The sequence below is a fragment of the Streptomyces sp. NPDC033845 genome, from assembly GCF_055576225.1.
This window is the reverse complement of record NZ_JBVIRI010000027.1, coordinates 1-26,228: the sequence shown is the minus strand read 5'-3', so window position 1 is coordinate 26,228 and position 26,228 is coordinate 1. Positions and strand designations below refer to the sequence as shown.

Annotated in this window: 22 protein-coding genes and 1 pseudogene; 17 read left to right on the top strand and 6 right to left on the bottom strand. The window is 69.9% G+C overall.

What is annotated here, in order from left to right; translation table 11 throughout:
• Positions 1–195 precede the first annotated feature (195 nt).
• The gene (locus ACZ50K_RS33675; protein ID WP_468910371.1) at positions 196–1,452 is read right to left on the bottom strand and encodes a cytochrome P450 family protein; all 1,257 of its coding nucleotides are present in this window, start codon (positions 1,450–1,452) and stop codon (positions 196–198) included.
• A gap of 432 nt (positions 1,453–1,884) precedes the next feature.
• Between ACZ50K_RS33675 and ACZ50K_RS33670 the strand changes: the two genes are divergently transcribed.
• The 11 genes from ACZ50K_RS33670 (at position 1,885) to ACZ50K_RS33620 (ending at position 15,213) form a co-directional block, all read left to right on the top strand.
• Positions 1,885–2,544, top strand: a complete 660-nt coding sequence (locus ACZ50K_RS33670; protein ID WP_468910370.1) for a ScbR family autoregulator-binding transcription factor — start codon at positions 1,885–1,887, stop codon at positions 2,542–2,544.
• 261 nt (positions 2,545–2,805) lie between these two features.
• Positions 2,806–3,600 (top strand): AfsR/SARP family transcriptional regulator, encoded by a 795-nt coding sequence (locus ACZ50K_RS33665; RefSeq protein WP_468910368.1) that lies wholly within the window; start codon positions 2,806–2,808, stop codon positions 3,598–3,600.
• Between the two features lie 2,216 nt (positions 3,601–5,816).
• Entirely contained in the window at positions 5,817–6,587 is a 771-nt protein-coding gene (locus ACZ50K_RS33660) for a TetR/AcrR family transcriptional regulator (RefSeq protein WP_468910365.1), read from the top strand.
• 224 nt (positions 6,588–6,811) lie between these two features.
• Positions 6,812–8,020 (top strand): cytochrome P450, encoded by a 1,209-nt coding sequence (locus tag ACZ50K_RS33655; RefSeq protein ID WP_468910363.1) that lies wholly within the window; start codon positions 6,812–6,814, stop codon positions 8,018–8,020.
• 621 nt (positions 8,021–8,641) lie between these two features.
• Entirely contained in the window at positions 8,642–9,484 is an 843-nt protein-coding gene (locus ACZ50K_RS33650; RefSeq protein ID WP_468910360.1) for an alpha/beta fold hydrolase, read from the top strand.
• A 387-nt stretch (positions 9,485–9,871) separates the two neighbouring features.
• Positions 9,872–10,312 carry a hypothetical protein gene (locus tag ACZ50K_RS33645; RefSeq protein ID WP_468910358.1) on the top strand — a complete coding sequence of 147 codons (441 nt, stop codon included), beginning with the start codon at positions 9,872–9,874 and terminating at the stop codon, positions 10,310–10,312.
• An 89-nt stretch (positions 10,313–10,401) separates the two neighbouring features.
• Positions 10,402–11,946, top strand: coding sequence for an acyl-CoA carboxylase subunit beta (locus ACZ50K_RS33640; protein WP_468910356.1), 1,545 nt, complete (start codon positions 10,402–10,404; stop codon positions 11,944–11,946).
• A gap of 33 nt (positions 11,947–11,979) precedes the next feature.
• Positions 11,980–12,210, top strand: a complete 231-nt coding sequence (locus ACZ50K_RS33635; protein WP_468910354.1) for an acyl-CoA carboxylase subunit epsilon — start codon at positions 11,980–11,982, stop codon at positions 12,208–12,210.
• A gap of 320 nt (positions 12,211–12,530) precedes the next feature.
• Positions 12,531–14,270: an FG-GAP-like repeat-containing protein gene (locus ACZ50K_RS33630; protein ID WP_468910351.1), complete on the top strand. Its 1,740-nt coding sequence runs from the start codon at positions 12,531–12,533 to the stop codon at positions 14,268–14,270.
• Between the two features lie 130 nt (positions 14,271–14,400).
• The gene (locus tag ACZ50K_RS33625) at positions 14,401–14,631 is read left to right on the top strand and encodes a chaplin (RefSeq protein WP_468910349.1); all 231 of its coding nucleotides are present in this window, start codon (positions 14,401–14,403) and stop codon (positions 14,629–14,631) included.
• A gap of 378 nt (positions 14,632–15,009) precedes the next feature.
• The gene (locus tag ACZ50K_RS33620) at positions 15,010–15,213 is read left to right on the top strand and encodes a hypothetical protein (RefSeq protein ID WP_468910346.1); all 204 of its coding nucleotides are present in this window, start codon (positions 15,010–15,012) and stop codon (positions 15,211–15,213) included.
• A gap of 42 nt (positions 15,214–15,255) precedes the next feature.
• Here the strand turns inward: ACZ50K_RS33620 and ACZ50K_RS33615 are convergent, their stop codons facing one another.
• Entirely contained in the window at positions 15,256–15,699 is a 444-nt protein-coding gene (locus tag ACZ50K_RS33615) for a hypothetical protein (RefSeq protein ID WP_468910343.1), read from the bottom strand.
• A gap of 258 nt (positions 15,700–15,957) precedes the next feature.
• On the opposite strand from ACZ50K_RS33615, the gene ACZ50K_RS33610 reads away from it, so the two are divergent.
• The 5 genes and pseudogenes from ACZ50K_RS33610 (at position 15,958) to ACZ50K_RS33590 (ending at position 20,499) form a co-directional block, all read left to right on the top strand.
• Positions 15,958–17,289, top strand: coding sequence for a helix-turn-helix domain-containing protein (locus ACZ50K_RS33610; RefSeq protein ID WP_468910340.1), 1,332 nt, complete (start codon positions 15,958–15,960; stop codon positions 17,287–17,289).
• 439 nt (positions 17,290–17,728) lie between these two features.
• A pseudogene (tpg, locus tag ACZ50K_RS33605) lies at positions 17,729–18,202 on the top strand (telomere-protecting terminal protein Tpg).
• Positions 18,203–18,582: 380 nt separating this feature from the next.
• Positions 18,583–18,951, top strand: coding sequence for a hypothetical protein (locus tag ACZ50K_RS33600; RefSeq protein WP_468910337.1), 369 nt, complete (start codon positions 18,583–18,585; stop codon positions 18,949–18,951).
• A gap of 64 nt (positions 18,952–19,015) precedes the next feature.
• Positions 19,016–19,954: a hypothetical protein gene (locus ACZ50K_RS33595; RefSeq protein ID WP_468910335.1), complete on the top strand. Its 939-nt coding sequence runs from the start codon at positions 19,016–19,018 to the stop codon at positions 19,952–19,954.
• 338 nt (positions 19,955–20,292) lie between these two features.
• On the top strand, positions 20,293–20,499 hold the full coding sequence (locus ACZ50K_RS33590; protein ID WP_468910332.1) for a hypothetical protein: 207 nt from the start codon (positions 20,293–20,295) through the stop codon (positions 20,497–20,499).
• Positions 20,500–21,037: 538 nt separating this feature from the next.
• On the opposite strand, the gene ACZ50K_RS33585 is transcribed toward ACZ50K_RS33590, so the two are convergent.
• From ACZ50K_RS33585 to ACZ50K_RS33570, 4 genes are all read right to left on the bottom strand, one after another.
• Positions 21,038–21,298: a hypothetical protein gene (locus ACZ50K_RS33585; protein ID WP_468910331.1), complete on the bottom strand. Its 261-nt coding sequence runs from the start codon at positions 21,296–21,298 to the stop codon at positions 21,038–21,040.
• 525 nt (positions 21,299–21,823) lie between these two features.
• A complete protein-coding gene (locus ACZ50K_RS33580; RefSeq protein WP_468910328.1) occupies positions 21,824–22,276 on the bottom strand; it encodes a hypothetical protein in 453 nt (150 codons plus the stop codon).
• Between the two features lie 279 nt (positions 22,277–22,555).
• Positions 22,556–25,060 carry a helicase associated domain-containing protein gene (locus ACZ50K_RS33575; RefSeq protein WP_468910325.1) on the bottom strand — a complete coding sequence of 835 codons (2,505 nt, stop codon included), beginning with the start codon at positions 25,058–25,060 and terminating at the stop codon, positions 22,556–22,558.
• 428 nt (positions 25,061–25,488) lie between these two features.
• Positions 25,489–25,815 (bottom strand): hypothetical protein, encoded by a 327-nt coding sequence (locus tag ACZ50K_RS33570; RefSeq protein WP_468910323.1) that lies wholly within the window; start codon positions 25,813–25,815, stop codon positions 25,489–25,491.
• 188 nt (positions 25,816–26,003) lie between these two features.
• On the opposite strand from ACZ50K_RS33570, the gene ACZ50K_RS33565 reads away from it, so the two are divergent.
• Positions 26,004–26,228: hypothetical protein (locus ACZ50K_RS33565; protein WP_468910320.1), on the top strand; the 225-nt coding region annotated here is incomplete at its 3' end.

Sequence of the window (26,228 nt, the reverse complement as noted above, 5' to 3'; positions counted from 1 at the left end):
CTGGCGCGGGTGCGGTGCGCGGGGGGTGCGCCTCAGGGGGGGGCGCGGGAGACCGGGCCCGGCGGTGGGCGCGGTGTCCGGACGGCCTGGTCAGGGCCGGTTCAGGGGTGGTTCAGGGGTGGTTCCGGGGCGGGCCGGTCCGCCGCCGTCAGGGCGGGGTCACCGGCTCACGGCTCACCGGCCGCGGCGGTGTGCTCAGACCGCCGGGGCCTGTCGGCCCAGTACGACGGGCAGCGCGGTGTGCCCGTTGGAGATGAAGGACGGCTGCGGGGCCAGCTCCCGGGGGTCGACCGCGAGCGCGAGGTCGGGGAACCGCCGGAACAGCGCGGGCAGGGCCACGGCCGCCTCCAGCCGGGCCAGCGGGGCGCCGGGGCAGTGGTGCACCCCGTGTCCGAAGGCCAGGTGGTTGCGCCGGGTCGGCCGGGTGATGTCGAAGCGGTCGGCGTCCGGGCCGTGCACCTCGGGGTCCCGGCCGGTCGCGGCGAAGGCGACGAGCACCGGGTCACCCTTGCGGACGACCGTTCCCCCGGCGCCCTCCACGGTCAGGTCCTCGACGGCGTACCGCAGCAGGGAGTACGCCCCGGGGGCGTCCACGCGCAGCGACTCCTCGACCGCGTCCTCCCAGGAGGCCCGGCCGGAGCGGATCAGCTCCAGCTGCCCGGGGTCGGTCAGGAGCGCGGAGATGACGTTGTCGAGGAGATTCACGGTGGTCTCGTAGCCGGCCGTGAACAGCAGGATGAACGTGTCGATGAGCTCCTTCTCGCTCAGCGGGGATTCACCCTGGCCGTAGGCGGCGATGAGATCGCAGGTCAGGTCGTCCGTTGGGTTCTGTCGCTTTGCGGACAGGAATTCCGCCATCGTCAGGTACAGCAGGACCTGGTTTTCCCTGGCTTCTTCCAGAGAAGCCGCGGTACTGAATATCCCGGTGATCATCCGGTGCAGATCCGCGCGTGATTCCTCGGGAATGCCGAAGAGCTGGCACACCACCTGGTTGGGAAAAGGTTCGGCGAATTCCCGGCGAAGGTCGATCACCGGCTGTTCGGCTGCCTTGAGGGCGATGCCGTCGAGCAGGTCCTCGGCGATCTTCTCGATGCTCTCCCGGAGGGTGTTCACCCGACGCGCGGTGAGCTCCTTCGTCACCGGCTTGCGCAGCCGGCCGTGCTCCTCGCCGTAGGCGGTGAACATGTTCTGCACCGACACCCAGATGGCCAGCGGCCACGTCTCGGCCAGATCGCCGTCGATCCAGGCGGGCCAGTGCCGGTAGGCGTCCCGGGAGACCCGCGGGTCGGTCATGAGCCGCTTGGTCACCTCCTGGCTTCCGCTGGTCCACGCGGAGACCCCGCCGGGCAGCTCCACCTCCACCAGCGGGCCGGCCGTCCGGATCTCCGCCGCCTCGCCGTGGATATCGCGGCCGAGCGGATCTATGGCATGCGTGAACGGGCAGGCTCTCACTTGTTTACCCCGGATCTCGATCAGGTTGAATAGTTCGTAAACGCCGCCCACCGGCGAATACGAAAAATGTCTTGCTGAAGGGTGGAACGAGTGGTGCAGTGCGGTGTGCAGTATGCCACTTGAGCGCGACTTGAGCACTGTTCGAGTGCTTGTCGTGCGCTGCATGATTACATGGCGCGGTCATTTGCGGCCAGTGGTTCTTTTGGGATTTCTCGTTGGTCGAAAACACAAACCCAGCCGTAGTGAAAGTTCTTTCACAACGGCTGGGCGGACCTTCGGCGGTCGTGGATCACTGCTGTCCCCTTGTAGTCGCACCGTCGCGCACCGTCCCCACGGCGGCGACTTGACCTTAGTGCAGGAACATACATGCATGGAGGTATGCTTGGCAACGAATCAAGGTGCCGCTAGCATCAGGAACATCGGGAGGATCACGTGAGTCAGCGGGAACAACAGTCGGCGCGAACGCGCCGGCTGATCGTGGAGACGGCCGGCGGGGTCTTCGCCGAGAAGGGGTTCAACGGCGCGATCATCGCCGATGTCTACTCCAAGCTCGGGTTGACCCGCGGGGCGTTTTATCACCATTTCAAGTCCAAGGAAGAGCTGGCCAAGGTCGTCTTGGAGGCTCAGCTGTCCGATATGTACCCGATCATCCCGCGGGCTGTGAAGCTCCAGGAGCTCGTGGACACGGGTGTCCTCTTCGCCCATCGGATCTGCAACGACCCGATGGTCCAGGGGAGCATCCGACTCTCCCTGGAGACCGGGCTGGACGAGCGGTCCCGCATCCGGCTGTTCCAGGCGTGGGACGAGAACAATCGCGGACTGCTGGCCGCCGCGGCCGAACGGGGCGAACTGCACCCCGACACGGACGTGGCCGACGTGGCCCGGCTGTTCGTGGGCACGTTCACCGGAGTTCAGCTGGTGTCCGAACTGCTGGAGGGCCGCAGCGACCTCCAGCGCCGGGTCGAGTTCCTCTTCCAGCACGTCCTGGCGGCGATCACCGTCCCCAGGATCCTGGCGAAACTGGACATGTCGCCCGGTCGAGCCGATCGCGTACTGCACGAACTGCGAGAGCTCGGCCTCCTGCCGGGATGACCGGGCGCCCTCTGGGCGTCCGGTGCTTCACCTCATAGAAAAAGCCTCATAAGGTCCACGCATATCCAACTCACATACCTTCGTGTATGTATGTAATCAGGCCGGCTGCCGCTCCGGGCCATGTCCCAGCGGCGGCAGCCGTGAGGAACCGTCCTGTAAGGGGGGCTTCATGCGGTTCGATCACCCCGGCCACCTCGAAGTGACCGACGCCGACCGGGCGCCGGCACGGAGAGAGGCCGACTCCGACGTCAGGAGCAGAGGATGCTGAGCTTCTCGATCCTCGGCGCGCTTGAGATCCACACCCGGTCCGGCAGCCTGGAGGTCTCCGGCGACCTCCAGCGGACCCTCCTCCAGACCCTCCTCGTCAACGAGGGCCAGACCATCTCGGGCGAGAGCCTCGTCAACGAGATGTGGGGGGAGTCGCTGCCGGACAACGAGGCCAACGCCCTCCAGGCGCACATCAGCCGGCTCCGCCGCAAACTGAAGCAACTGGAGCCGGACCGCAAGGGCAGCCGGGTGACCATGCACCCCTCCGGCTACCGCATCGCCCTCCAGGAAGGAGAGCTGGACGCCTCCGAGTTCGTGAAGGCCGTCCGCCAGGCCGAACTCCTCGCCGCCAGGGACCCCAGCGCCACCGCGGTCCTCCTCGGCGACGCCCTCGCCCTCTGGCGCGGTCCCGTCTTCGGCAACTTCACCGGCGGCACCATCTGCCAACTCGCCTGCGCCCGCTACGAGGAGTACCGGATGCGGGCCATGGAGCTCCGCTTCGAAGCCGAGCTCACCCTCGGCCGGCACTCGGCCCTCCTCGCAGAACTCCAGGAGACCCACAACACCCACCCGCTGCGGGAGAGGTTCTGCGAGCAGCTCATGATCGCCCTCTACCGCTCCGGCCGCCAGGCCGACGCCCTCCACATCTACCGCCTGATGCGCCGCCGCCTGTCGGAAGAACTGGGCATCGACCCTTCCCCCACCCTCCGGGAGATCGAACACCTGGTCCTCTCCCACGCCCCCGCCCTCACCCGAGGCCTCACCTCCACCCTCCAACCCGTCCCCTGACCACCCCGCCCCAAGCCCCCGACCACTCCAAAGGGCCCCCGGAGCCCCCACTCCGGGGCAGCCGTTCCCGGACTGTTCACTCCGGGGCAGCCTTCCCAGCCCCCGGGGCCGGGGCCACCGCACCGAGCCGCCCACCCGAGCAGCCAGCCGGGACACCCCGGGCGGCTGTTCCGGGACACTCCGCGCGGCACCCCGCTCCGGAGCACCACCCCGGGCCGACCCGCCCGAGACCGCCCCTGCGCAACCCGCCCCACCCCCGAAGCCCCCACCCCGGCATCCCACCCCCTGGTGCCGAGGCGGGGGCCGCTTTCATGCCCCGGGCCCCGCACCGGGCCCCGGGCACCGGGCCCCATGCCCCGGGCACCGCACCGGGCGCGAGCCGAAGCCACCGTCCTGCTCGGCCTGCGCGGGCTCGCCCGGCGTGTCCCGCCGCACCCCGCCCCAGCACCAGGCGCCCGGGCCACCAGCCACCCTGCGGTCCGCCGCCCATCGACTCGGAAGGGGGACCGAGTCCCATGCCGCGCACCGCACCGCACCGCACGGCACGGCGCGAGCCGAGGCACCCGGCCTACCCGCCCGGCCTGCCCCGATCCGCTCCGATCCGCTCCGATCCGCCCTGCCTCAGCGTCCGGCGCCCGGGCCACCAGCCGCCGCGCGCGGTCCGGCGTCCGCCGGCTCGGGAGGGCCCGGGTTCCATCCCGTGCACCGCACCGGGTGCGAGTCGAAGCCCCCGCCTCAAGAGGGCGACCAGGTGCGCACCGCCGACGGCCCCGCCCTGCCCGGCCTGCGCGGGCTCGCCTGGCGTGTCCCGCCGCGCCCCGCCCCAGCACCAGGCGCCCGGGCGACGGCCCCGCACCCCCCGGCCGGGCGCCGGCCGTACAGCGTCGGTTACGGCCGCCCTGCCGAGGTGGTTCCGGCGGCGCCCGCCGCACGGCCCGTAGGCGCCGCCGTCCGGCGACATCACCATCGACCCTCTCGCGTGGTGCCCGCCGGGGGGACGGGTGTCCGGTGGGTACCGACACCGAGTCCCCATGGCTGAGTAGCCCCGTTCGAGCTTCGGTCCCAGGCCTTCTGTAGGCCCGATGTACCGGCGAACGCGCCTCCCCACCGCCGATTCCATGGTGACGCCCTCGATTTCAAGCCGAACTTACTGCCTCCGGCCTGACGCGCCACCACACTCCCATCACATCTTCACCACATTCCCGCCATCCCTTGTCCACTGATGCCCGCCCCCGGCCCCCGCCGCGCAGCACCGAGGCCGCGCCCCTCGGCACCGCACCCGCGCCCTCGGCACCCCGACACCCCGGGTACCCGAGTCCGGCGCGGCCCGCGATCACGCCCACCCCCTCAGCACGCCCCCTCGCCCTCACACGTGGCGCGCCCCTTCTCCCACGCCCCACCCACCCCCATCCGGTTCCGGCCACACGAGCCCACACCCCCACCTCCGCACCCGAGTCCACCCGCCCTCAGTCCGCAACGACTTTCCGCAACCTCTGCAACAACCCCCCAGCGCCCGGCCTCCTCCCCACCCGCTCATCCCACATACGCCGCCCCAGCGCTCCACCGCGCCGGCCCACCGGCACCCCAAGTCGCCGCATGCCACCCCAACCAGCGCAGATGTGCCATCCGCACCAGCCCGTCACCTTTTCCGGCACATCCCTCCACCCCCGCGCCGGCACCCGTCACGTCCCCGAAACCACCAACCGGCCGATCCGCCCCACCCCCTCCCACCGCCACCCGACTCCGGCCTGCCCGCCCACCCCCCGAACCACCGCCCCCAGCCAATCGCCCCTTCCTCCGCCCCACCCGCACCCCCGACCAACTGCCCGCCACGACCCCCAACCCCGGCCACCCCGACCAACCCACTCATCTCTCCACCCCCTCCCCCTCGCCCACCCCCTCTCCACCTCGCGCCCCCAACCCCCCTGACCCACCCCGCCCCACCACCCCGCTCCCTAAACAAAACGGAACAATGTTTTCCGTCACGACCGGAGCGAACCCCTCCACCCCACCCCAGACGATTTTCAGCCGCCCCCCGAATGGCGGAAGGAAACAGTCCATTCGTCAGCACCGTGTCAGTACAGCGTGTTCGTCTGGCATTGGCCGCAAGTCTTCGCCGCGCGCCGACCGCGCCGAACCAGGTGCGTTGACCTGCGGATGATCAGATGAGACGGCTGCGCACAGGTACGGACGGACGACGAGAGAGGAGCCGCCGGATGGACGCCACCGACCCCTCGGGCAAGAGTGCCGAAAACGAAGAAGTGATCTCGGCAAAGGCAAACGCAAACACGGAGGCAGGGGCTGACGGCACCCGCAAGGACACGGCCGAAGCGGTACGCGAAGCCATCCGTCAAGCCGCAACAGCCCGTCTGCCCCGCCGCCGCCTCGTCGAACTCGACCTCACTGAACTCGCCCAGGACGCGGGCGTGGAAGCCGCCGCCGCCCACGAGGCGTACCCGGGCGAATGGGACCTCCTCACCGACCTCGTCCTCGGCGCGTACCACTCCATGGGCGCCGCCGCCGAGCAGAGCACCGCCACCCAGCAGACCCCCCTGGCCCGCTGGGTCGAGATCTGCCTGAACGTACGCCGCTGGGCCCTGGACCACCCCGACGAGTACGCCCTGATCTGGGCCGCCCCCGTCCCCGGTTACAGCGCTCCCCCCGAGACGATGGCCGCCGGCGCCCGTACGGTCCTGGCCCTCCTCGCCACGCTCCACCAGGCGAAGGACGCCGGCACCCTCGCCGACCACGCCGAGGACCCCGAACTCTCCGAGGGCATGCGCCGGAACGTGGAACCGCTCACCGCGGGCCTGCTCGCCGGACTCCCGGACCCCGTCGTCGCCCGCATGCTCACCGCCTGGACCCAGCTCCACGGCATGGTCGGTTTCGAGGTCTACGGCCACATCGCCGGCGTGGCCGCCGACCCCGAGGCGTTCTACGTCCACGCCGCGACCTCCATGGGCACCCACGTGGGCCTGCGCCCCTAAAGCCCCACCCGACCCCCAAACCCCTCCCGACCCACCCAGCCCACTCGACCCACTCGACCCACGCTCGCCACCCCGCCCCCTCCCCCCCCCGGCGAGCAGCCCGCCCCCACCCCACGGCAGGCACCAAACCCCCGGCCGGGGCCGCGCACACACCCGCCGCGCCCCGGCCGCCACACATTCCACGACCCCTCGAATGCCCCCAACCCGCTGAAAGGCAGGACCCGATGTCCCTGGAAACCCTCCGGGAAGAGGCCCTCGACTGGCCGTTCCCCCGCACCGAAGAGGGCATGCCGCCGCCGATCCTCGACGAACTGCGCCTCAAGCCCCCCACGGCGGTGCGGATCCCGGAAGGTGCGACCAGCTCCCGGCTGGCCTGGCTGGTGACCCGCTACGAGGACGTGCGTACGGCCCTCTCCCACCCCCTGCTCAGCGCGGACGAGACCCGCCCCGGCGCCCCGGTCCGCATCCAGCTGCCCCCGGGCGAGCGCCCCAGCTCGTACCTCCGCATGGACGACCCCGAGCACGGCAGACTACGAGGGCTCATCCAGAAGGAGTTCACGGCCCGCCGGGTCCGCGGACTGGAGGACGACGTCAGCGCGCTCACCGAGCGGCTGCTCGACGAGTTCGCCGCACTGCCGCAGCCGGCCGACCTCCACGACGCCTTCTCCCGGAAGCTCCCCACCCTGGTCATCGGCCGCCTGCTGGGCGTCCCGGAGGCCGACTACACCTACTTCGTGGAGACCACCCAGACCGTCATATCCCAGGAGGACCCGGCCACCGCCTACGCCGCGTACCTTAATGTCACCGCCTACCTCCACGAACTGGGGGAGCGGAAGCTGAAGGACCCCGAGGACGACCTGATCAGCCGTCTGGTGACCCACGTCGCATCCGGCGAGATCACCATGAAGGAACTCGTCGGCATATCCCTGCTGGTCCTGGTGGCCGGGCACGAGACCACCACCAACCAGATCGCCCTGAACATCCTCAGCCTGCTCGGCGACGACGAACTGCGCGAGCGCGTCGCCGCCGACGACGGGGCACTCGTGCCGCAGTTCGTCGAGGAGTCGCTCCGCTACTGGTCCATCTCCCAGGACGCGATCCTCCGCCAGGCCATCGAGGACGTCGAGGTCGGCGGGGTCGTCTTCCAGGCCGGCGACCCGGTGGTGATCTCCATCCCCGCCGGCAACCACGACGGACGCGTCTACGGCTGCCCCCACAAGCTCGACATCGACCGCGACACCAGCGGTCACCTCCAGTGGGGCTACGGCCCGCACTTCTGCCAGGGCAAGCCGCTGGCCCAGATGGAGATGGCCATCGCCATGAAGGCCCTGCTCCGCCGCTTCCCGAACCTGCGGCTGACGGCCGAGGCCCAGACCCTCTTCCGCAAGGACACCGTCTTCCACGGTGTGACCCACCTGCCGGTCACCTGGTGACGATCGGGCCGTGCCGGCCCACCCCTCGGACCGGCACGGCCCCCACCCAGGGCACCCCGTGAACCACATCCCGTGAACCACATCCCGTGAACCACATCCCGTGAACCACATCCCGTGAACCACATCCCGTAGACCACACCCCGCAGGCGGCGTCCCGCAGGCCCGCAGCCCTGCACCCCGCCGACGCACCGCCCGCCCCCGCGCCCGCGCTCCACACGCGCATCCCCGAGCCGCCACGGCCGCGCAACCCCGGCCGCCCCCGGCCGCCGCCCCCGGCCGCCGTCCCCGGAGCCGTCGGCCCGCCGTCCACCGGGCGGCCCTGGCACAGGCCCGCCGCACCCCGCGCCCACCGCACCCCGCTCCCGGCACCCGCGCCCCACCCCCGCGCACCCCGGACCCTGCACCCCGCGCACCCCGGACCCTGCACCCCGCGCACCCCGGACCCGCACCCCGCATCCCCGCCCCGCACCACCTGGCACCACCCGGCACCGCAACGCACCGCACTTCGCCGCGCTGCCGGGTCCCCCCCCCCGCACGGCACGGCACGGCACGCCCCGCCGCCTCCAGACGCTCAAGGGCCGGCGGCCGCGGCCGTCGCCCCACCCCATCCCCGGAGACCCGATGACGCTCCTCACCACCCCCGACGGCACGACCCTCTCCTACCAGGACTGGGGCCAGGGCCGCCCCGTGGTCCTGCTCGGGACCGCGATGCTCGATTCCCGCATGTGGGAGTTCCAGGCCTCCTACCTCGCCGAGCGCGGTCTGCGCTGCATCACCTACGACCGCCGCGGCACCGGACGCTCGGACAAGCCCTGGACCGGCTACGACTACGACACCCTCGCCGACGACCTCGCCGCCGTCCTGGACCACCTGGACGTACGCGACGCCGTCCTAGTCGGCTACGCCATCGGCGGCGGCGAAGCCGTCCGCTACCTGCACCGCCACGGCACCGACAGAGTCACGAGACTGGCCCTGGTCGCCTCCACCACCCCCTTCATGCAGCTCGCCCCGGACAACCCGCAGGGACTCCCGCCCGCGCTGCTGGAGGAGATGATCGCGGCGATCCGCCTCGACCGCGTCGGCTGGCTGAGACAACTCACGGTCCCGTTCTTCGGCGGCCCGACAGCCGCCCCCGAGGACCTCGGCATCTCCCGCGACCTGGCCGACTGGCTGGTGCAGACCGCCCTGGACACCTCACCGCGCGCCGCCATCGAGCTCTACCGCACGCTCTTCGAAACCGACCAGCGCGCCGAAGTGGCGGCCCTGGACCTCCCGGTCCTCATCGTCCACGGCACGGCCGACATAGGCGCCCCCTACGAACTGTGCGCCCGCCCCACGTCCGACCTGCTCCCCAAGGCCACGTTCCGCACCTACCCGGACGCCGCCCACGGCCTGTTCGCCACCAGAGCCGCCCAACTCTCCGAAGACCTGCTCGCCTTCGCCACCGAATCCCCGACCGCCTGACCCCCGACTTCCTGACCCCACCTACCGACCGCACCCACACGTAAGCAGGGCGTCAGTCCCCGGTCAGTGCCCGCTGCGAGGCTGGAACCGCAGTCAGCATCATCGCCCGTACCCGCTCTCGCACAGCCACCCCCACACAGCCCACACAGGTCACACAGGTCACACAGCCCACACCGCCGTACCCGCATCCCCCGGGATCCCCTCTTCCCCGCCCCGGGGGACCGGTCCCATACCCGTGCCGCCACCCCACGGCCCGGGTGTCACCACGGCATTCCGCGTCCCCGAACCGCCATGCCCACGCCGCTCCACCCCCCCCCCACACACACAGACCCACCCCGATCGGCCCCGATCGACCGACCGCTCCACCCACCCATCAGGAGAGCTCCCATGACCACGAGCCACACCGCTCCCGCGCGCGCCACCCAGAGCCGGGCCACCGCCGGTACGGCCGCGGCCCGCCCCCTGCGCCTCTTCCTCGCCCTCGACGCGGTCGTCACCGGCGTCAACGGTCTGATCTACCTCGTGGCCGCCGGCCCCGTCGGCGACCTGCTCGGCGTCTCCACCGGCCTGCTCCGCGGCATCGGCGCCTTCCTCACGGTCTTCGGCATCCTCGTCGGCCTGGCCGCCGCCCGTCCGGTCCCGAACTCCACCGCCACCAAGGTGATCATCGAGGCCAACCTCCTCTGGACGGTCGCCAGCATCGCCACCGCCATCTTCGGCTGGCTCGACACCAACACCGTCGGCACCGTCTGGACCCTGATGCAGGCCGCCACCGTCGGCCTGTTCGCCGTGCTCCAGATCTCCGGCCTGAAGAAGCTCAACAACTAACCGGGACCGCCCACCGTTCCACCACCCCACCCCACTCCACCCCACTCCACCCGTCCGGTGAGATCCGCTATCGATCTGCGAGGGAACCCATGAGAGTCCAGGTCGCGGAACTGGCAGTCGCGCACGAACAGGCGCGCTCCGGTCCGAGCGAGAAGGCGACCCAGGCCCAGCACGCCAAGGGCAAGCTGACCGCCCGCGAGCGCATCGCGCTCCTCCTCGACGAGGACTCCTTCCACGAGGTCGAGCAGCTGCGCCGCCATCGGGCGACCGGCTTCGGCCTGGAGGAGAAGAAGCCCTACACCGATGGTGTGGTGACGGGTTGGGGAAGGGTCGACGGCCGTACCGTCTTCGTCTACGCCCATGACTTCCGGATCTTCGGCGGCGCCCTCGGCGAGGCCCACGCCACCAAGATCCACAAAATCATGGACATGGCCATCGCCGCCGGCGCCCCCCTCGTGTCCCTCAACGACGGCGCCGGCGCACGGATCCAGGAAGGCGTCTCGGCGCTCGCCGGCTACGGCGGCATCTTCCAGCGCAACACCAAGGCCTCCGGCGTGATCCCGCAGATCTCGGTCATGCTCGGCCCCTGCGCCGGCGGTGCCGCCTACAGCCCCGCCCTCACGGACTTCATCTTCATGGTCCGGGACACCTCGCAGATGTTCATCACCGGCCCGGACGTCGTCCAGGCGGTCACCGGCGAGAAGATCACCCAGAACGGGCTGGGCGGCGCCGACGTCCACGCCGAGACCTCCGGCGTCGCGCACTTCGCGTACGACGACGAGGAGACCTGCATCGCCGAGGTCCGCTACCTCCTCTCCCTCCTCCCCGCCAACAACCGGGAGACCCCGCCCCCGGCGGAGCCCCCGGCCCCGGGCAGTCACGACGGCCAGGTCTTCCTCGACCTGGTGCCCGCCGACGGCAACCAGGCCTACGACATGCGGAAGGTCATCGCCGAACTCGTCGACGACGGCGACTACCTCGAAATCCACGAACGCTGGGCCACCAACATCATCTGTGCCCTGACCCGGCTCGACGGGCAGGTCATCGGAGTCGTCGCCAACCAGCCCGCCAGCTACGCCGGCGTCCTGGACATCCACGCCTCCGAGAAGGCGGCCCGGTTCGTCCAGCTCTGCGACGCCTTCAACATCCCGATCATCACCCTCGTCGATGTCCCCGGCTTCCTCCCGGGAGTCGACCAGGAGCACAACGGCATCATCCGACACGGCGCCAAACTCCTGTACGCCTACTGCAACGCCACCGTTCCCCGCATCTCCCTGGTCCTGCGCAAGGCCTACGGCGGCGCCTACATCGTCATGGACTCCCAGTCCATCGGCGCCGACCTCACCTACGCCTGGCCCACCAACGAGATCGCCGTGATGGGCGCCGAAGGCGCCGCCAACGTCATCTTCCGCCGCCAGATCGCCGACGCCGAAGACCCCGAGGCCATGCGCGCGCAGAAGATCAAGGAGTACAAGACGGAGCTGATGCACCCGTACTACGCGGCCGAACGCGGCCTCGTCGACGACGTCATCGACCCCGCCGAAACCCGCGAGGTCCTCATCACCTCCCTCGCGATGCTCCGCACCAAACACGCCGACCTGCCGTCCCGCAAACACGGCAACCAGCCCCAGTAGCGACGACCTCAGCAACCCCCGGAGGCCCCACCCATGTCCACTCTGGAGTTCCGCATAGGCCGAGGCCGCCCCAACGAGGAGGAACTGGCCGCGGTCACCGCCCTCCTCTGCTCCCTCGCCCAGCGCCGGCCGGAGGAAGCCACCCACCAGGCCCACCTCACCGCCGTACCGAGCACCCCGCCCACCGCCTCCTGGCGCCTGCCCGAATCCCCCACCCCCCGCAGCTGGCAGACCCAGGGCAGCGGCACCCCCACCGCCGCGTAGACCAGCGGCACCCCCGATCCGCCCGCGGGTACCCGGCCCTCCCGCGGGCACCTTCGGCTCCGCCACCACGCGCCGACCGACGGCCCACGCCGCCGACGCCGGTGGCGGAGCCACCGGGCCGGCCCACGGGCCGGACGGACTCCCAGCTCAGCCAAAGGTTGTACAGAAAACCACTTCTTCCCCAACAGCCCCACCGGTACCCTTCGAACACATTCCCGGGGGGATCCGGCAGGTCCACCACCACGTCCGCTGCGGCATTCCGCGCGACCAGGCACGTGCGACCCCTCCTACCCCGGTTCCACTTGTTCCAGGGGGACCTCTTGTCTTCTCCGCGCTCCCAGCGCCTCGGCCGCCTCGCTGCCTGCACCGCCCTCGCCCTCTCGGCGGGAACCCTGCTCACCGTCGCCCCGGCCGCCGCGGCCCCGGCCGACAAGGCCGAGCCCCGCCCGGCCGCGTCCGGTTTCACCGGCACCGTGGACCTCCGGGCCCGTACCGCCCAGAAGCCGTCCGCCGGCCCGGCCACCAAGTCCACCTTCGCGTTCAAGGCCGCGAAGCCGCGCCTGGACCTCGACGGCGACGGCTACAGCGACATCGTCTCCCGCGACCAGAACGGCTGGAGCGGCACCAACCTCACCAGCGGTGACGGCGACTCGACCCAGTTCACCGTCTTCGACGACACCAAGGAGACCTCCCGGGACATCGTCGCCCTCGGCAACATCCGAGGCGGCTCCGGCCCCGAGCTCCTCCAGTGGTCCTTCGACGGCCGGCTGTCCCTGCACGGCGGCACCCGCACCGGCACCCAGGCCCCGACCTGGACCGGCACCGGCTGGCAGATCTACAACAAGCTGGTCTCCACCGCCGACCTCACCAAGGACGGCCGCGCGGACCTCCTCGCCCGCACCCCCTCCGGCGACCTCTACCTCTACCGCACCACCGGCTCGGCCTCCGGCAACCCCCTCGCGGGCCGGATCAAGGTCGGCAGCGGCTGGGGCATCTACGACCAGCTCATCGGCGGCGACTTCGACGCCGACGGCCACGGCGACCTCCTCGCCAAGACCCTCGACGGCACCCTGTACTACTACAAGGGCACCGGAACCGCCTCCGCCCCCTTCAAGGGCCGCATCAAGGTCGGCGCCGGCTGGAACGTCTACAGCAAGGTCATCGGCATCGACGACGGCGACGGCGACGGCCGCGCCGACCTGCTGGCCATCAAGCCCGACGGCTACATGGCGTACTACAGCTCGCTCGGCAACGGCAGGTTCGCCGCACCCGGCAAGGGCGGCAGCGGCTGGCTGAACGACGAGCTGATCATCAACTCCGGCGTCACCCCGGTCTACGGCAAGCACAGCCTGGCCGTCATCGACAACGCGGGCACCCACTTCCAGATCTCCGCCCGCACCGACGGAAGGCTCCAGTCCGCGCGCTTCGACAAGACGTCCTGGGCCGCCGACGAGACCCTGGTCAACACCACCGGCCTCGACAAGATCAACTGGGCGCACATGCTCAAGTGGCGGCCCGCCGCCGGAACCCTGTTCAACACCATCAGGGACCAGTGGATCAAGACCCCCCTCGCCGGCACCTCCTACCTGACCGGACCCGGCGACCTCACCGGCGACGGCCGCGGCGACCTCCTCCGCCGCGACACCACCGGCACCCTGTACGTCCTCCCGGGCAAGGGCGACGGCTACGGCTTCCACGCCCCGATCAGGACCGGCACCGGCTGGAACGCCTACACCAAGCTGGTCGGCGGCGACTTCACCGGTGACGGCCGCGCCGACCTGGTCGCCACCGGCACCGACGGCAAGCTCTACCTCTACACCGGTACGGGCAACGCCTCCGCCCCCTTCACCGGCCGCGCCCTGATCGGCACCGGCTGGTCGATGTACAACAACCTCTCGGTGGCCGGCGACCTCAACGGCGACGGCCGCGCCGACCTGATCGCCCGCGACGCGCAGGGCGGCATGTGGCTCTACCGCGCCACCGGCAACGGCGGCACCAAGACCTTCCAGGGACGCGCCTACCTGGACAAGGGCTGGGAGAAGTACCGCCAGATCGGCTGACCCCACCCCGCCCCCGCCCACGAGGGCACCCGAACGGGTACACCACCGTGTCCACACCGTGCATCGGCAGGTTGAAGGGAGCAAGTACCGGCGCGTACCCGCCCCGGTCGAGATTCCTGAAGGAGACCCCGTGAAGAAGACCCTGGCCGTCCTCACCGCCACCGGTGCCGTGATCCTCGGCGGCGCCGGCATCGCCTCCGCCGACGCGGGCGCCGAGGGCGCGGCGATCGGTTCCCCGGGCGTCCTGTCGGGCAACCTCCTCCAGGTCCCCGTCCACGTCCCGGTCAACGTCTGCGGCAACACCGTCAACGTGATCGCCCTGCTGAACCCGGCCTTCGGCAACACCTGCGTCAACGACTGACGCCCGCACCACCCGCAACGCGGAGCAGCGCCCGGGGAGAGACCTCTCTCCCCGGGCGCTGCTCCGTTGCCACAGCCGGCTGTAGACGAGGACCTTGGTGAGCGGGTTCAGCCAGACCATCAGCGGCGCCCCTCTCTCCATGCCGCCGACGAGCACCACCAGCCCGAAGATCATGCCGACGCTGAGGGCGTACGCGAAGAGGAACCCCCTCCCACGGTCGGCCCCGCTACGACACCGGCACCCGCCGTCCTCTGAGGCATCGCCGCCACCCGACCGCCCCGCATCGAACGACCGCGCGCCGCATGCTCGGAATGCCTTGACGCCGCCCTGCTCCGGCCCGGCTCGCCGGCGGACAAGCTTGCCCTCCGCCAAGGGGCCGTGCCGGTCGGATCTGCCACGCTGCGCTGCCCTCGGGGCGATCTCCTGCTGTCCGCCTACACAAGCGAGGAAGCCCCCGTACCGGCTCACGAAGCCGCCCGGCTGCACGCGGCCAGCCCCCGCACGACGGCCGCGAAGAAGAACCCGGGGAAGAAGACCGCCGCGAAGAAGGCCGTGCCCCGGCGTAAGCCCCGCAGCGCCTGACCGGGTCCCGGGGCCAGGCGCTGCGGAGGAGGGTGAGGTGGGTCAGGCGAGGGCGAGGGCCATCGTGAGGGCCTGGCCGACGGTGGCCACGGCCAGGAATCCGGTCCAGCCGTGCCAGATCGCGGCGCGAACCGTGAAGTCGTCGGCTCGGTGGACGAGCCCGTAGGAAACGCCGGCGACGGCCGCCAGGAGCATTACCAGGACGGTGTGCTCGTGGTTGCCGGCGATGAGCGCGGCCACGATGGGGGCGGCGGAGGCGATCGCGGTGTTGAAACCGCGGATGACGGCCGCGGAGATGCTGTGGGGCACGGATGCCAGAGGCGGCACCACCGGGGCGTGGTCGCCCCGGTGCAGCACCCCGGCGCCGAGGCCCGCCAGCAGGGCCAGGACCACGCCGATCAGGATCAGCGATGTGGAGGGGACGACCACGGCGTCGGCCGCCTTCTCTTCCGCTACTGCCCACCCGACCACGCCACCCAGGTGCATAATCATCATGTTTTCCCAACTCGCGATGAGTTCCTACGCGCCCGGGGCCCCAGGTGTATGCGTACGGATATCCGGATGGATATCCGGCCGGATCCGCAATGCGGCCCGGTCTGCACTAGGAAGTCTGCTCCTGGGAATTCAATTAGAAGAAGTCCGAATCCGGGGGGACGGCTATTTTGGGTTCTCCCCGCACATTTTTGGCGGTGTCCAAAGTTGAGTCCTGGCGAGCTTCCTTCCACCGGGCCCGATCCACAGGAAGTGAAGGAGGGGCGGTACGCCTTCGGAAGGCGGCTGAGATCCCTGCGTGAGGCTCTGGGATTAACCAGGGTCCAGTTAGGAGAGAAAGCGGGGCTGGACCAGTCGACCATCGCCGGCTACGAGAACGAGAACCCCCATCGGCCGAGTCGTACGCCCAAGCACCCCTACGTCTTCCTCCTCCTCGAAGAAGTACGGCGCTCAAAAAGCAGCCTTGAGGTGAGTCCGACCGCCATCGAGGACACCCTCACGATGTACGAGGACCTGTTGAACCTGCTGGTCCGGGCGTCCACGACGAAGAACGGCAGGCTGAGCAGCAGCCACGCCAAGGGCGTACTGGAGGCATTCCTGGCCGAACACGCCCTGCGCGATGCCAGCGAGCGCATCCAGCGCATCGAGACGGAAAACGAGACCCTGCTCGATCTGCAGAGCAAGGGAACCCCCATCCCCGAAGGCCGCCTCAGCGACAACCTCGGAAAGCTGGGGCAACTGAACGCGGCGCTTCCCGAACTGACCGCCGCCCGCAACGAGGCAGCGGCGCGCTTGGCGCGGATCCCCGACCCGGAGGAGCCGCCCCCGTCCCCGCGGCCCGGGACGGTCGCCACGAGGCCGCCCTTTGGAGGGGTCCAAACCCCGTCACCAGCCCCGCAGCCGCCCCCGGCACCGCCGTCCTGGCGCTACCTGATCGTCGGCGGAGCCGTCGTCGTCCTCCTCGGGGGCCTGGCCATCTTCAAGTTCGCCCCCGACGACTCCGACCAACCCGACACCGCCAAGGACGGTGCCAGGACGCAGGCGGTCTCACCTCCCGCCAGCACGCCGCCGCCCGTACCGCCCCCCACCCAGGACACACCGAAAACCACCCCGTCCCCGACACCCACACCCACCCCGACCGCGGAACTCCCAGAGAAGAAGGTATTCGTCTACCAGACAGTCCCCGAGGTCTATGTCGGATACGGGAATCGAGCTATCGATTTCGATCTGAAACCACCGGACGAAACCGGCACCTCGGGAACGAAGGAAGACCTGGAGACGCTCAGGAGCGAAGGGACGGGCGTCGTACTCAGCCGCACACTAGACGATTGGAAAATGGTCAAAACCCCCGCAGGATTCAAGAAATCCTATGAGAACTGCGTGGCCCTGATGAAACGTGAACTCGGCAACGACGACATCGCCGCCCGGTCCGGTGAAAGCTTCTGCTTTAACACGAACCAGAACCGAATCGTCTATCTCACCGTCACAAGGTCCCTTCCCGCAGTATCCAACAGGAACAACCGGATCCTGGCGCAAGCCACCGTGTGGGAAGACCCAGAAACGGTGGAGACCGACGCCGGATAGGGGACTACTTCACGGCCCCCGGAGAATCGACGGCAACGGAGCCCAGAATCATATGGACCCGCACGGTCGGGTACCGGGCGCTGCCCCGGCCTTGGTTCCGTGTCCGTGACCGTCCGAGCCGAACGGAGTGGGTTCCCTGGGCGGTCGAGCCGAGCGTGCCTGCACGGCGTGTTCCGGGCCCCGGGAGTACCGGGGTCTGGAACCCGGAACCGGGGGCGGCTCGGCTGGGGAGCTGAAACATCACGACAGAAACGCGAGTTGCCCCGGCCCGGGAAGCCGAACCCTGAGTACCCAGCCGCGCACGCCCGCACCTCCGCGTGCCCTGGCCCTCCTCCGCCGCGTGGCCGGCCAAGCCGGACCTGTGAACCCCGACAACACCCGACCAGCCCTGTGGGCGACGATGGGGCGCCATTCACGGCGCCGGAACAGGGGGAGACGGATGGGCGTCATCGGCGACAGCCTCGACCGGGCCGGGCAGCAGGCATTCACCCGCCCGATCCCGAAGTCCGCCGGCGCCCGGGTGCGCTATCTGGCAGCACGCCGGCTCGACCCGGCAGGTGGCGCAGCGGATGGAGCGGGAGGTCCGCCGCCGGTGGCAGCCCCACGTCCGCAAACGGCCCGGCAGCGGGCCGCCGGGCAGTCCGGGCTGGTGATCGAGACCCGGGCCCGGTTCGGGTTCACCGCGGCTCCGGGGTCGACGGACGACGGCCGGATGCGGCGGATCACCCAGCACCTCCCGCCCGAGCACGCGGGCCGGCTGCTGTCCGCCCAGGACGCCGGCGCCTCCGAGGCGGACCTCCGGCGGATCGCCGCCGAGGGCCTCCAGGACGTCTACTTCCGCGACGGCGGCCGCCGCGCCGACGACCTGGTGGTGGAGTTCACCGACATCGACTACCTAGAGATCGAGCTCTGACGGGGCCAGCCCCTGGGGGGGAAACTGGAGGGGAAGCTGAGGGGGAAACGACTTCGGAGAGCAGTCGGCATTGTCCCTGCTCAACCCCCCTTTTCCTGCCGGTGAGTTTCCAGACTTATAGGTAGGAGGGGGGTAGGGGTGAGGTTGCAGGGGGTTGCGGTGAGCCGGGGTTCGGCTGGAAACCGTGGTGGCCCTGGGATGGCCGGTCGTTAGCGTGGCGTGAGTGTTGATCACGGTGCGGGAGGACGGTCGGTCGGGTGCGGACTGGGGTGTGGTGGCGGCGAGTTGTAGGGGTCGGGGTGGTGGCGGGTCTGCTGGCCGGGTGCGGCGGGTCGTCGAACGGGAAGCCGGAGGCGGAGCCGTCTACGTCGGAACTGGTGGTGTCCTCGCCGGTCCCCTCCCGGGTGGACCCGCAGGCGGCGGAGAAGGGGGCCGTGCTGGCCGCGTACCGGGCGTTGACGGCGGCGGAGGAGCGCTCCTACGCCACGGGCCGTCTGGACCCTGAGGTGGGCCGCTGGGCCACGCACACGGCGTTGACGGACATCCAGTCCACGCTGTTCTGGTACCAGCAGAAGAAGCTCCGTACGCGCGGCACGGTCGCCCGCACCCCGGTGGTGTCGGTGGAGGACGGCTCGGATCCGCTGGAGGCCACGGTGGTGGACTGCGCGGACTCCACGCCTACGAGACCCTGCGCGCGGATGGCACGACCGTCCCCTACTCCGGCTCCCGCCGGCACGTGGTCACGATGACCGCGGCCCAGGGGAAGGACGGCGCCTGACAGTTCCTGACATCGGACATTGACCGGGACCGCACATGCTGACCACCACCCGGGTGGCGGCCGCGGCCGGGATCGGCGCGCTGCTCCTGGCGATGCTCCAGGTCCCGGCGGCCGCCGACGGTCCGGGTGGTGGCGTGGTCTGCCCGCCCAAGGTCCTCAACTGCGACATCGACGCCAAAGACCCGGGCGTCCCCGCCCCCGGCAAGCCCGTCAAGAACCCTGGGAAGCCCGGTGGCGGGCGACTGGCGGAGTGCCGGATCGGCGGGGAGACGGTGCCGTGCTCGACGCCGGAGATGGGGAAGTTCAACCCGGCTGACGAGTGCTACTGGCGCCCCTACGACGGCACCCTCCCGCCGGGCTTCGACACCGGTGCGCCGGACGGCTGGGAGCCCGGTGACCCGGGCGGCCGCCTCTATCTGGTGACGTGTCCCAGCGGCGGCGACGTCCAGGGCGGCGTCCGCTGGTCCCCCACCGGCCCCCAGGGCGGCGGGGTGGACGTCCAGGCCCTCGCCCGCCAAGCAGTCGAGCGGCTGCGCCTGGAGGCCCCGGACATCGGTATTGCACCCCGACCGGAGGGCTTGGGGACGGTCGGCGTGCCGGTCTACATGTGGAACAAGCCCGGTCCCACCCGGACGGGGCCGGCGACCGCGTCCGCCTCGGCCGGGTCGGTCACGGTGACCGCCACCGCGACGGTCCGCCATGTGGTGTGGTCCATGGGCGACGGCGCCACCATCGTCTGCACCCGCCCCGGCACCCCGTACCGGGAGGCGTTCGGGCTGGAGATGTCACCGGACTGCGGCCACAAGTACACCCGCACCAGCGGCCACTCACCGAGCCGCCGCTTCCCGGTCACCGCCACGACGACGTGGGATGTGGAGTGGGCCGGCGCCGGTCAGACCGGCACGGTCACCACCACCCGGCAGTCCGCCACCAGCCTGGCCATCGGCGAGATCCAGACCGTGTACGTGCCCTGACCTGCACCGGTGAGATTCCCGGTGAGGTCCCGAGGGCGAACTCACCACCTGCCGGTGAGTTTCACGGCGGCCACCTCACCGGTCACCGGTGAGTGCGCCGTAGTAGAGAGCACTGCCGAACGGGGCCGTGGACTGCGGTGGGTCTTCCGCTCCTGAAGTGGGCCTGGCGGCAACCTCGATGACCTGCCGTCATATTTTGCCTAGCCTTTGCATTTGGGTCCGTTCGCTCCGCGGGACTCGACAGGGCGTTCGCGCTCTTGTTTCACCCAGCTTGATCCTGGGTTCGTGCCGAGGCGCCTGGCACTTCAGCAGACGTCCAACTGACCTGGGGGAAACCCGTGTTCGACCTGATCAGCCAAGCTGTTCCGTTCGTGATTGGCCTCGTCTCGTTTTTGGCACTCGCATCGAATCCGCTCTCCCCGTGCGGCCGCAAGGCCGAGCAGCCGGCAGAGAGCATCGGTGAGCACCTGCGAGCGGTGGCCAACCATGCTCGCGCCATCATGGTGGAGATCATCCGTAAGACCGGAGCGACCGGGACCAACTAGCACGGTCGTGCAGCGGAGGGCGCCATCCGCTGAGGTCCATGTGGTCAAGATCGAATGTCGTGCCTGCCCCGCAGTTACGTGATGACTGCGGTGGCAACGACGCACGCACATCTGCAATGAGTCCTTGGTCCGGCGGGCGATGATCACGGTGACCACCGTGTTCCTCCAAAGCCGTCCGGCTACCAGTACAGCGCTCCCGGGCGCTCATCGACAAGGCCCAGCCAACAAAGCTGCTGTTCAGGTGCTCGAAACTTCAGGATCTCATACAGCACCGCTACCGGGCCCACTCGACCCCGAGTTCGGCGAGCGCGGCCAGCTGGCCGGCGGTCAGCCGGGCCCGGCGCTGCTTCTGGTTGACGATCCACACCCCGGTGCGGTGGGGTCCGTCGGGGAGTTCCTCGACGTGGTTCCGGCCGGGAAGGTCTCCGCCCTCTCGCTGCTGGTACTGGGTGAGGGCTTGTACGCCCTTGTCGAAGGCGCTTCCGCCCCGCCCGCCCCCACCGGTGCGCCCGGCGGCCGCGGCGCTTGTAGGGCGCTGTCACGGAGCTGGCGCTTTGCATCCAGCCTGGACGCCTTCTGCGGCCACCTCGAACTCGACGTCGAGGACCCGCACGGCGTCCAGATCCACCTCGCTGGAACCCTCGCCGAGCCGGATCCCGGGACCGGTCACGACCTGGACCCGGCCCGCCTCCTCGCACATCCGCACCCAGTCTCGGCCCTCCCGCCCGGCCAGAGTGAGGGTCCCTTCGTCGCGCGGGCCCGCGCCCGACTGGTGCACCACCAGACCCCGACCGCGCACAGGACACCCGCCACCCGGCCCCGGCACCAGCCCACCTCCCGGCCGGCTCATCCAGGTGCACGAAGCCGGCCGTCTCCAGCAGGGTGAGGGCACCCGCGTAGGAGTCGTCCGCCCCGACGCATTCCAGCGGCGGCACCTCCACCAGCAGGACCGCCGTCACCACGCCGTCCTCGTCGAACACGCCGGCACCGCCCGGGCGGGAAGCCTCTCCGCCGCGTCGATCGCCACGAACCGGCTCGGTTCACCCATCTGCCCAGCCCCCCAGAGGACCTGTTCGTCGCTCCCGAATCCGGTGGACGGCCGGAACCGCAACATCCCACGCCAGCACCGGTCCCCGGCGGGAACCGGGACCCGGGTGGGTGCCCCGGGAATCGACCCATGACTGTGGAGTGTCGTTTGTACTGATGATGGGCTCAGAGAGCTGTTGCGGTGACAGGCCTGCCGCGCTTTGGGTGGTGACAGGTCACGACGATCTTCCGGGACACCTTGGTGCAGATTTGCAGGTTGGGTGCCCCGTATTTTTGATCACGTGCACAGATCGTAGAGAACAGCTGTGTCGTACGTATCCCAGTCCCATTCGGCGTATTGATCGTCAACGGTCAGCTTAGAAACCAGCTGGTTTATTGGCGTACACAGCGTGGTCTTAGGGTCTCCGGTCTTGGTTACCGTACTGTTGGAGTTTACATATCCCACCCAAGTGGTTCCTTGCACATGACCCACGGGCATGACCTGGACGTTGAAATAGATGGGATAGGGGAGGGTGCTTTTAATTTCAGTGATGGATTCAACCCAGGTGACACCCATGAAGGTCCGCTTGGCGCAAGTTCGGAGCTCGATGTAACCGCCATAAAGTACCGACCAGTATCCGCATTTTGTTGATGGTGGTTCGATAGCGAAAGCCGGCGTCGAATTGAAGGCGAGTAGAGTGGCCGGAAGCGCTAGGACGATAGCGGTTCTAGACAGCTTTGAAAGCTTCATCAGCGTTCCTCTTACTAGTCGAGGCGCGGGTTGCTTGGGACGGTCCTATGTCGTGTAGTGAGACCGAGGTGCACTGGCGAGCGCACTCATGATCTCCCGTTTCGCTGCTTGGGATCGCCTGTGGGTAATTACACTCCGCTCGTGGATAGCAGGGCATTGGGGTCCATCCCCAGGGTTAACCGGGGGCGTTACGGTCGTTCCTGTGTCGATCTCGAAAGTCGCTTCGGCCCCAGCGGCCGTGGCCCCAGAATCTCGAACAGACCCCCCGCCCTACCGCGCCTACTCGACGCCGAGTTCGGCGAGGGCGGCCAGCTGCTCGGCGGTCAGCCGGTCGCGGCGCTGCTTCTGGTTGACGATCCACACCCCGGTGCGGTGGGGTCCGTCGGGGAGTTCCTCGACGTGGTTCCGGCCGGGGAGCCCCCCGCCCTCCCGTTCCTGGTACTGGGCAAGGGCCTGTACGCCCTTGTCGAAGGCACTCCCGCCCCGCTCACCCGCAGCTGCCCGCCCGGCCGCTGCGGCGCTCTGGCGAGGCTGTGGGGCGGCCTTGACCCCGAGTTCGGCAAGGCGCCGCTGCTGCTCCTCGGTCAGCCGGCCGAAGGTCTGGCGCTGGGTGGCCAGCCACCGGCCGATGTCCTCCCCGTGGCGGGTCACCCCCGGCCGGACCGCGGCCAGCCGCACTCCTTCAGCGAACATCTGCGCGAGGTAGGAGTAGTGGCGCTGCCAGTCGACGGTCCACCCCAGCGCCCCGGGGTTCCAGTCCGGGTCGATGGCGGCCAGCGCGGCCTCCCTCCGGCCCGCCCGCCCGGGATCCTTGCCCAGCCCGCCGGGGCGCCGGAGGTTGGTCAGCCACTGGCCCACGGGCCGGTCCAGGGCGGTGGCGTGCCGGGTTGCGGCCAGGGTGCCGTGCAGCTCGTAGTAGGCGCGGGCGGCGGCGAGGTTCTCGGCGAAGGCGGCATCGGCGGTGTCCCACACGATCCCCAGCCCCTCCAGCTCGGCGGCCCGTTCCCCGGTCATGGTTCCGGCGCGGAAGGCCTGCCGCTGGTCGGACAGCCACCGCCCCAGCGGGTAGGCGCCCTCGGTGTGCCCGTAGGGGACCTCCAGGTGCTGCTCCCGCTCCCGGTACCGGAACGCGGCCTCGACTCCGCGTTTCCAGTCCTCCCGCTCGGTGTTGAACACGGCGTAGGCGATCCACTTCGCGATCAGCGCGGGGTCCCGGGGGGCTGCGAACCGCAGCAACAGCCGGGCCTCCGCCTCCCCCTCGGCGGGAGCTTCCCCTAGCATGGGCGACGTCTGAATAAACCGCTTCTGCGGCTCTTGCGGAATAGCCAACAATTCGACAGCGCGCTCATCATGCGCCCGAAGCCCATTCAAAACCCGCACAAGCGGCCCATACGACTTCGACGTGATAATATCCTCCGGTGCCTCCTCCTGCTTCAGGAAAATCGGCACGATCAAGGTAGCCATCTTCCCCTGACCAGGCTTCTGGCGCAGCGCCCGACCAATGGCCTGGACGATGTCCACGGCGGACCCCTTGGGGTCGATCAGGGCCACACTGTCCACGGCCCGGATATCAACGCCTTCCCCCAACACCCGGCAATTCGAGAGAACAGCACGCCCGGCCCGGCGGCCGAAGTCGGCGATGACGCCGGCCCGGTGCTCGGCCTGGTGCTCCCCGCGCAGCCATCCCGCCCACACCGTGACGGGGTGCCGTCCCGGGTCGACCGCGTGCAGCCGGCTCGCGACCCGGGGCAGGCCCTCGGCGAAGGCCTCCGCCTCCACGGTGCGATGGTGGAAAGTGATCGTGGTCTTCAGGTCGTGGCTGGCCATGGTCTCCAGGAGCGCGGTCTGGACAGCGGCCAACCGCTCCCCGCGGATCTTCTCCTCGTACCGGTCGGGCCCGTAGAGCCGCTTCGGAGTCACCACCGGGTCGACTAGCTCGGCCACGACGACCTGGTACCGGGCCAGCAGGCCCCGGGCGATGGCGTCGGCCAGGGACAGCTCGTAGACGACCGGCCCGAACACCTTCGGGTCGTCCATGGAGCAGGCCATGTCCTTGGGAAGCGGATCCACCCGGCGCAGCGGCACGTACGGCTGACCCCCCTCTTGAGCCTTCAGCTTCCGTGCCGCCTCCTCCACACGCCGCTTCTCGGCCTCGGCCTGCTGCTCGGCCCGGGTCCGAGGCGGCCGCTCCGCCCAGATACGCGGAGTGGCAGTCATGTAGAGCCGGCGGGCGGCTGGGATGATCGCCTGCCGGTGCACGTCCCCCCAGGCCTTCCCGGCGGATCCGGACGTGCGGTGGGCTTCGTCGACCACCACCAAGTCGAACGGAGCCATGGGGATCCCGTACTCCCCCCGATGGGCTTCGGCGATGACGGGCAGGGAGGCGTAGGTGGCGTAGACGGTCACCGGACCCTGGCCGTGCCACAGTCCCAGCTGCGGGGCGGACGTCGTGGTCGGCACGTTCAGCCCGTACAGCTGGGCGTTGTCGTCCAGCGAGCAAACGGCCACGGCCGGCCCGGTATGGCCGGCACTCCGCCAGGCTCCGGCGGTCTGGGTCAGCAGGTCCAGGGTGGGGAGCAGGACCAGGACCCGGCCGTGCCGGGCCAGCCGGAGCGCGGCCGCCGCGGCCATAAAGGTTTTCCCGGTCCCACATGCGGCCACCACCGTGGCCCGCAATCCTGCCTTGGGAATCCGTTTCCCCGGCCGGAGTTCAAGCCCCCGGACGATCGCCTCCACCGCCTCCTCCTGGTGCGGACGGAGAGTGATGGACTCGGTGTCATGCACTGGGTTTCTCCATCAGGTAGATGAATTCATGATGGTTCAGCAGGGGTAATGCCGGGTTTCGCGGGATGGTACACAGCATCCGAATTCACTCGTAGACAGGAAAGGGAATCCGTAGAGGTGAAATGACCCAGTCAGGTGGTGCCCTAGTTGGCGTGATGCTACACAGCTATATCAGCTGATGTATGGCGACTGTACCGCGTCGGGATGGCCCGCGCGGGCAGGTTCGCGCGACGCTCCGCTCGTTCGGGTGGTCCCGCCGGTCAGGCTGGTTGAGGGGCCGAGACCCTTGGCGGCCCTCCTGATGGCCCGGCCTGCGGAGCGGGGGGAGTCCGTGCGGTCTGTCGGAAGTGCAGAGTCTGCCTGGACGTTGCATGGATGAGCCCCTGCCCGGGTGGTGGGAGCTGTCCGGGCAGGGGCTGGTGTGTGGGTCAGTTGAAGATGACGGAGCGGATCTTGACGTTGAATCCGAGTTTCTGGCCGGGGATGAGGACGTAGTAGGTGTCGCCGTCGCAGTCGTAGTCGAGGAAGACGGTCGCGGTGGAGAGGGTCTTGTTGAAGGGCGACGATCCTGGGGTGAGCTGGGTGGTGTTGGGGAGGTTGATGCACTCCCGGCTTGCGGGGTCGGTGAGGGTGCGGATGAATCCGAGGCTGCCGCGGTACTCGAAGTCGCCGGTGGCGGCCTGGGCGGGGTTTGCCGCAGTCAGGGCCAGCAGGAGGGCGCTGGTGGAGGCGATGACGGTGTGGCGCAGTCGCATGGTGTTCCCTTGCGATCGTTGGTGGCCGGTGTCCCGGCTCGAAGTCGGCTTCCCCTGGGGTGGCGTCTTCGGATGCGCGGTAGTCCGAGACGTCACCCGTGAGGCGTACACCCCCGCCCCGGACGCGCTTTTGCTACTGCCGGCTGGACTGCGGAGCGGACACCCACGGGCCGTAGGCCCGGGACCCCGTGAAACGGGGTCAGCTGGAGGGGAGCGGAGCGGACCTCCAGCAGGGCCAGGCCGAAGGCCTGGCCCCCGGCCCGAAGGGCCGGCACCAGCTCGGCGAAGCCGAGCGGCCGGACAGCGTCCGGCGCCCGGAGCGGAGCGCAGGGCAGGCCCCGAAGGGGCCCGCTCCCGCGCAGCGGGAGCGCGTCTGTCCTCAGCGCGCAGCGCTGAGGTACCCGCTCCGCGGG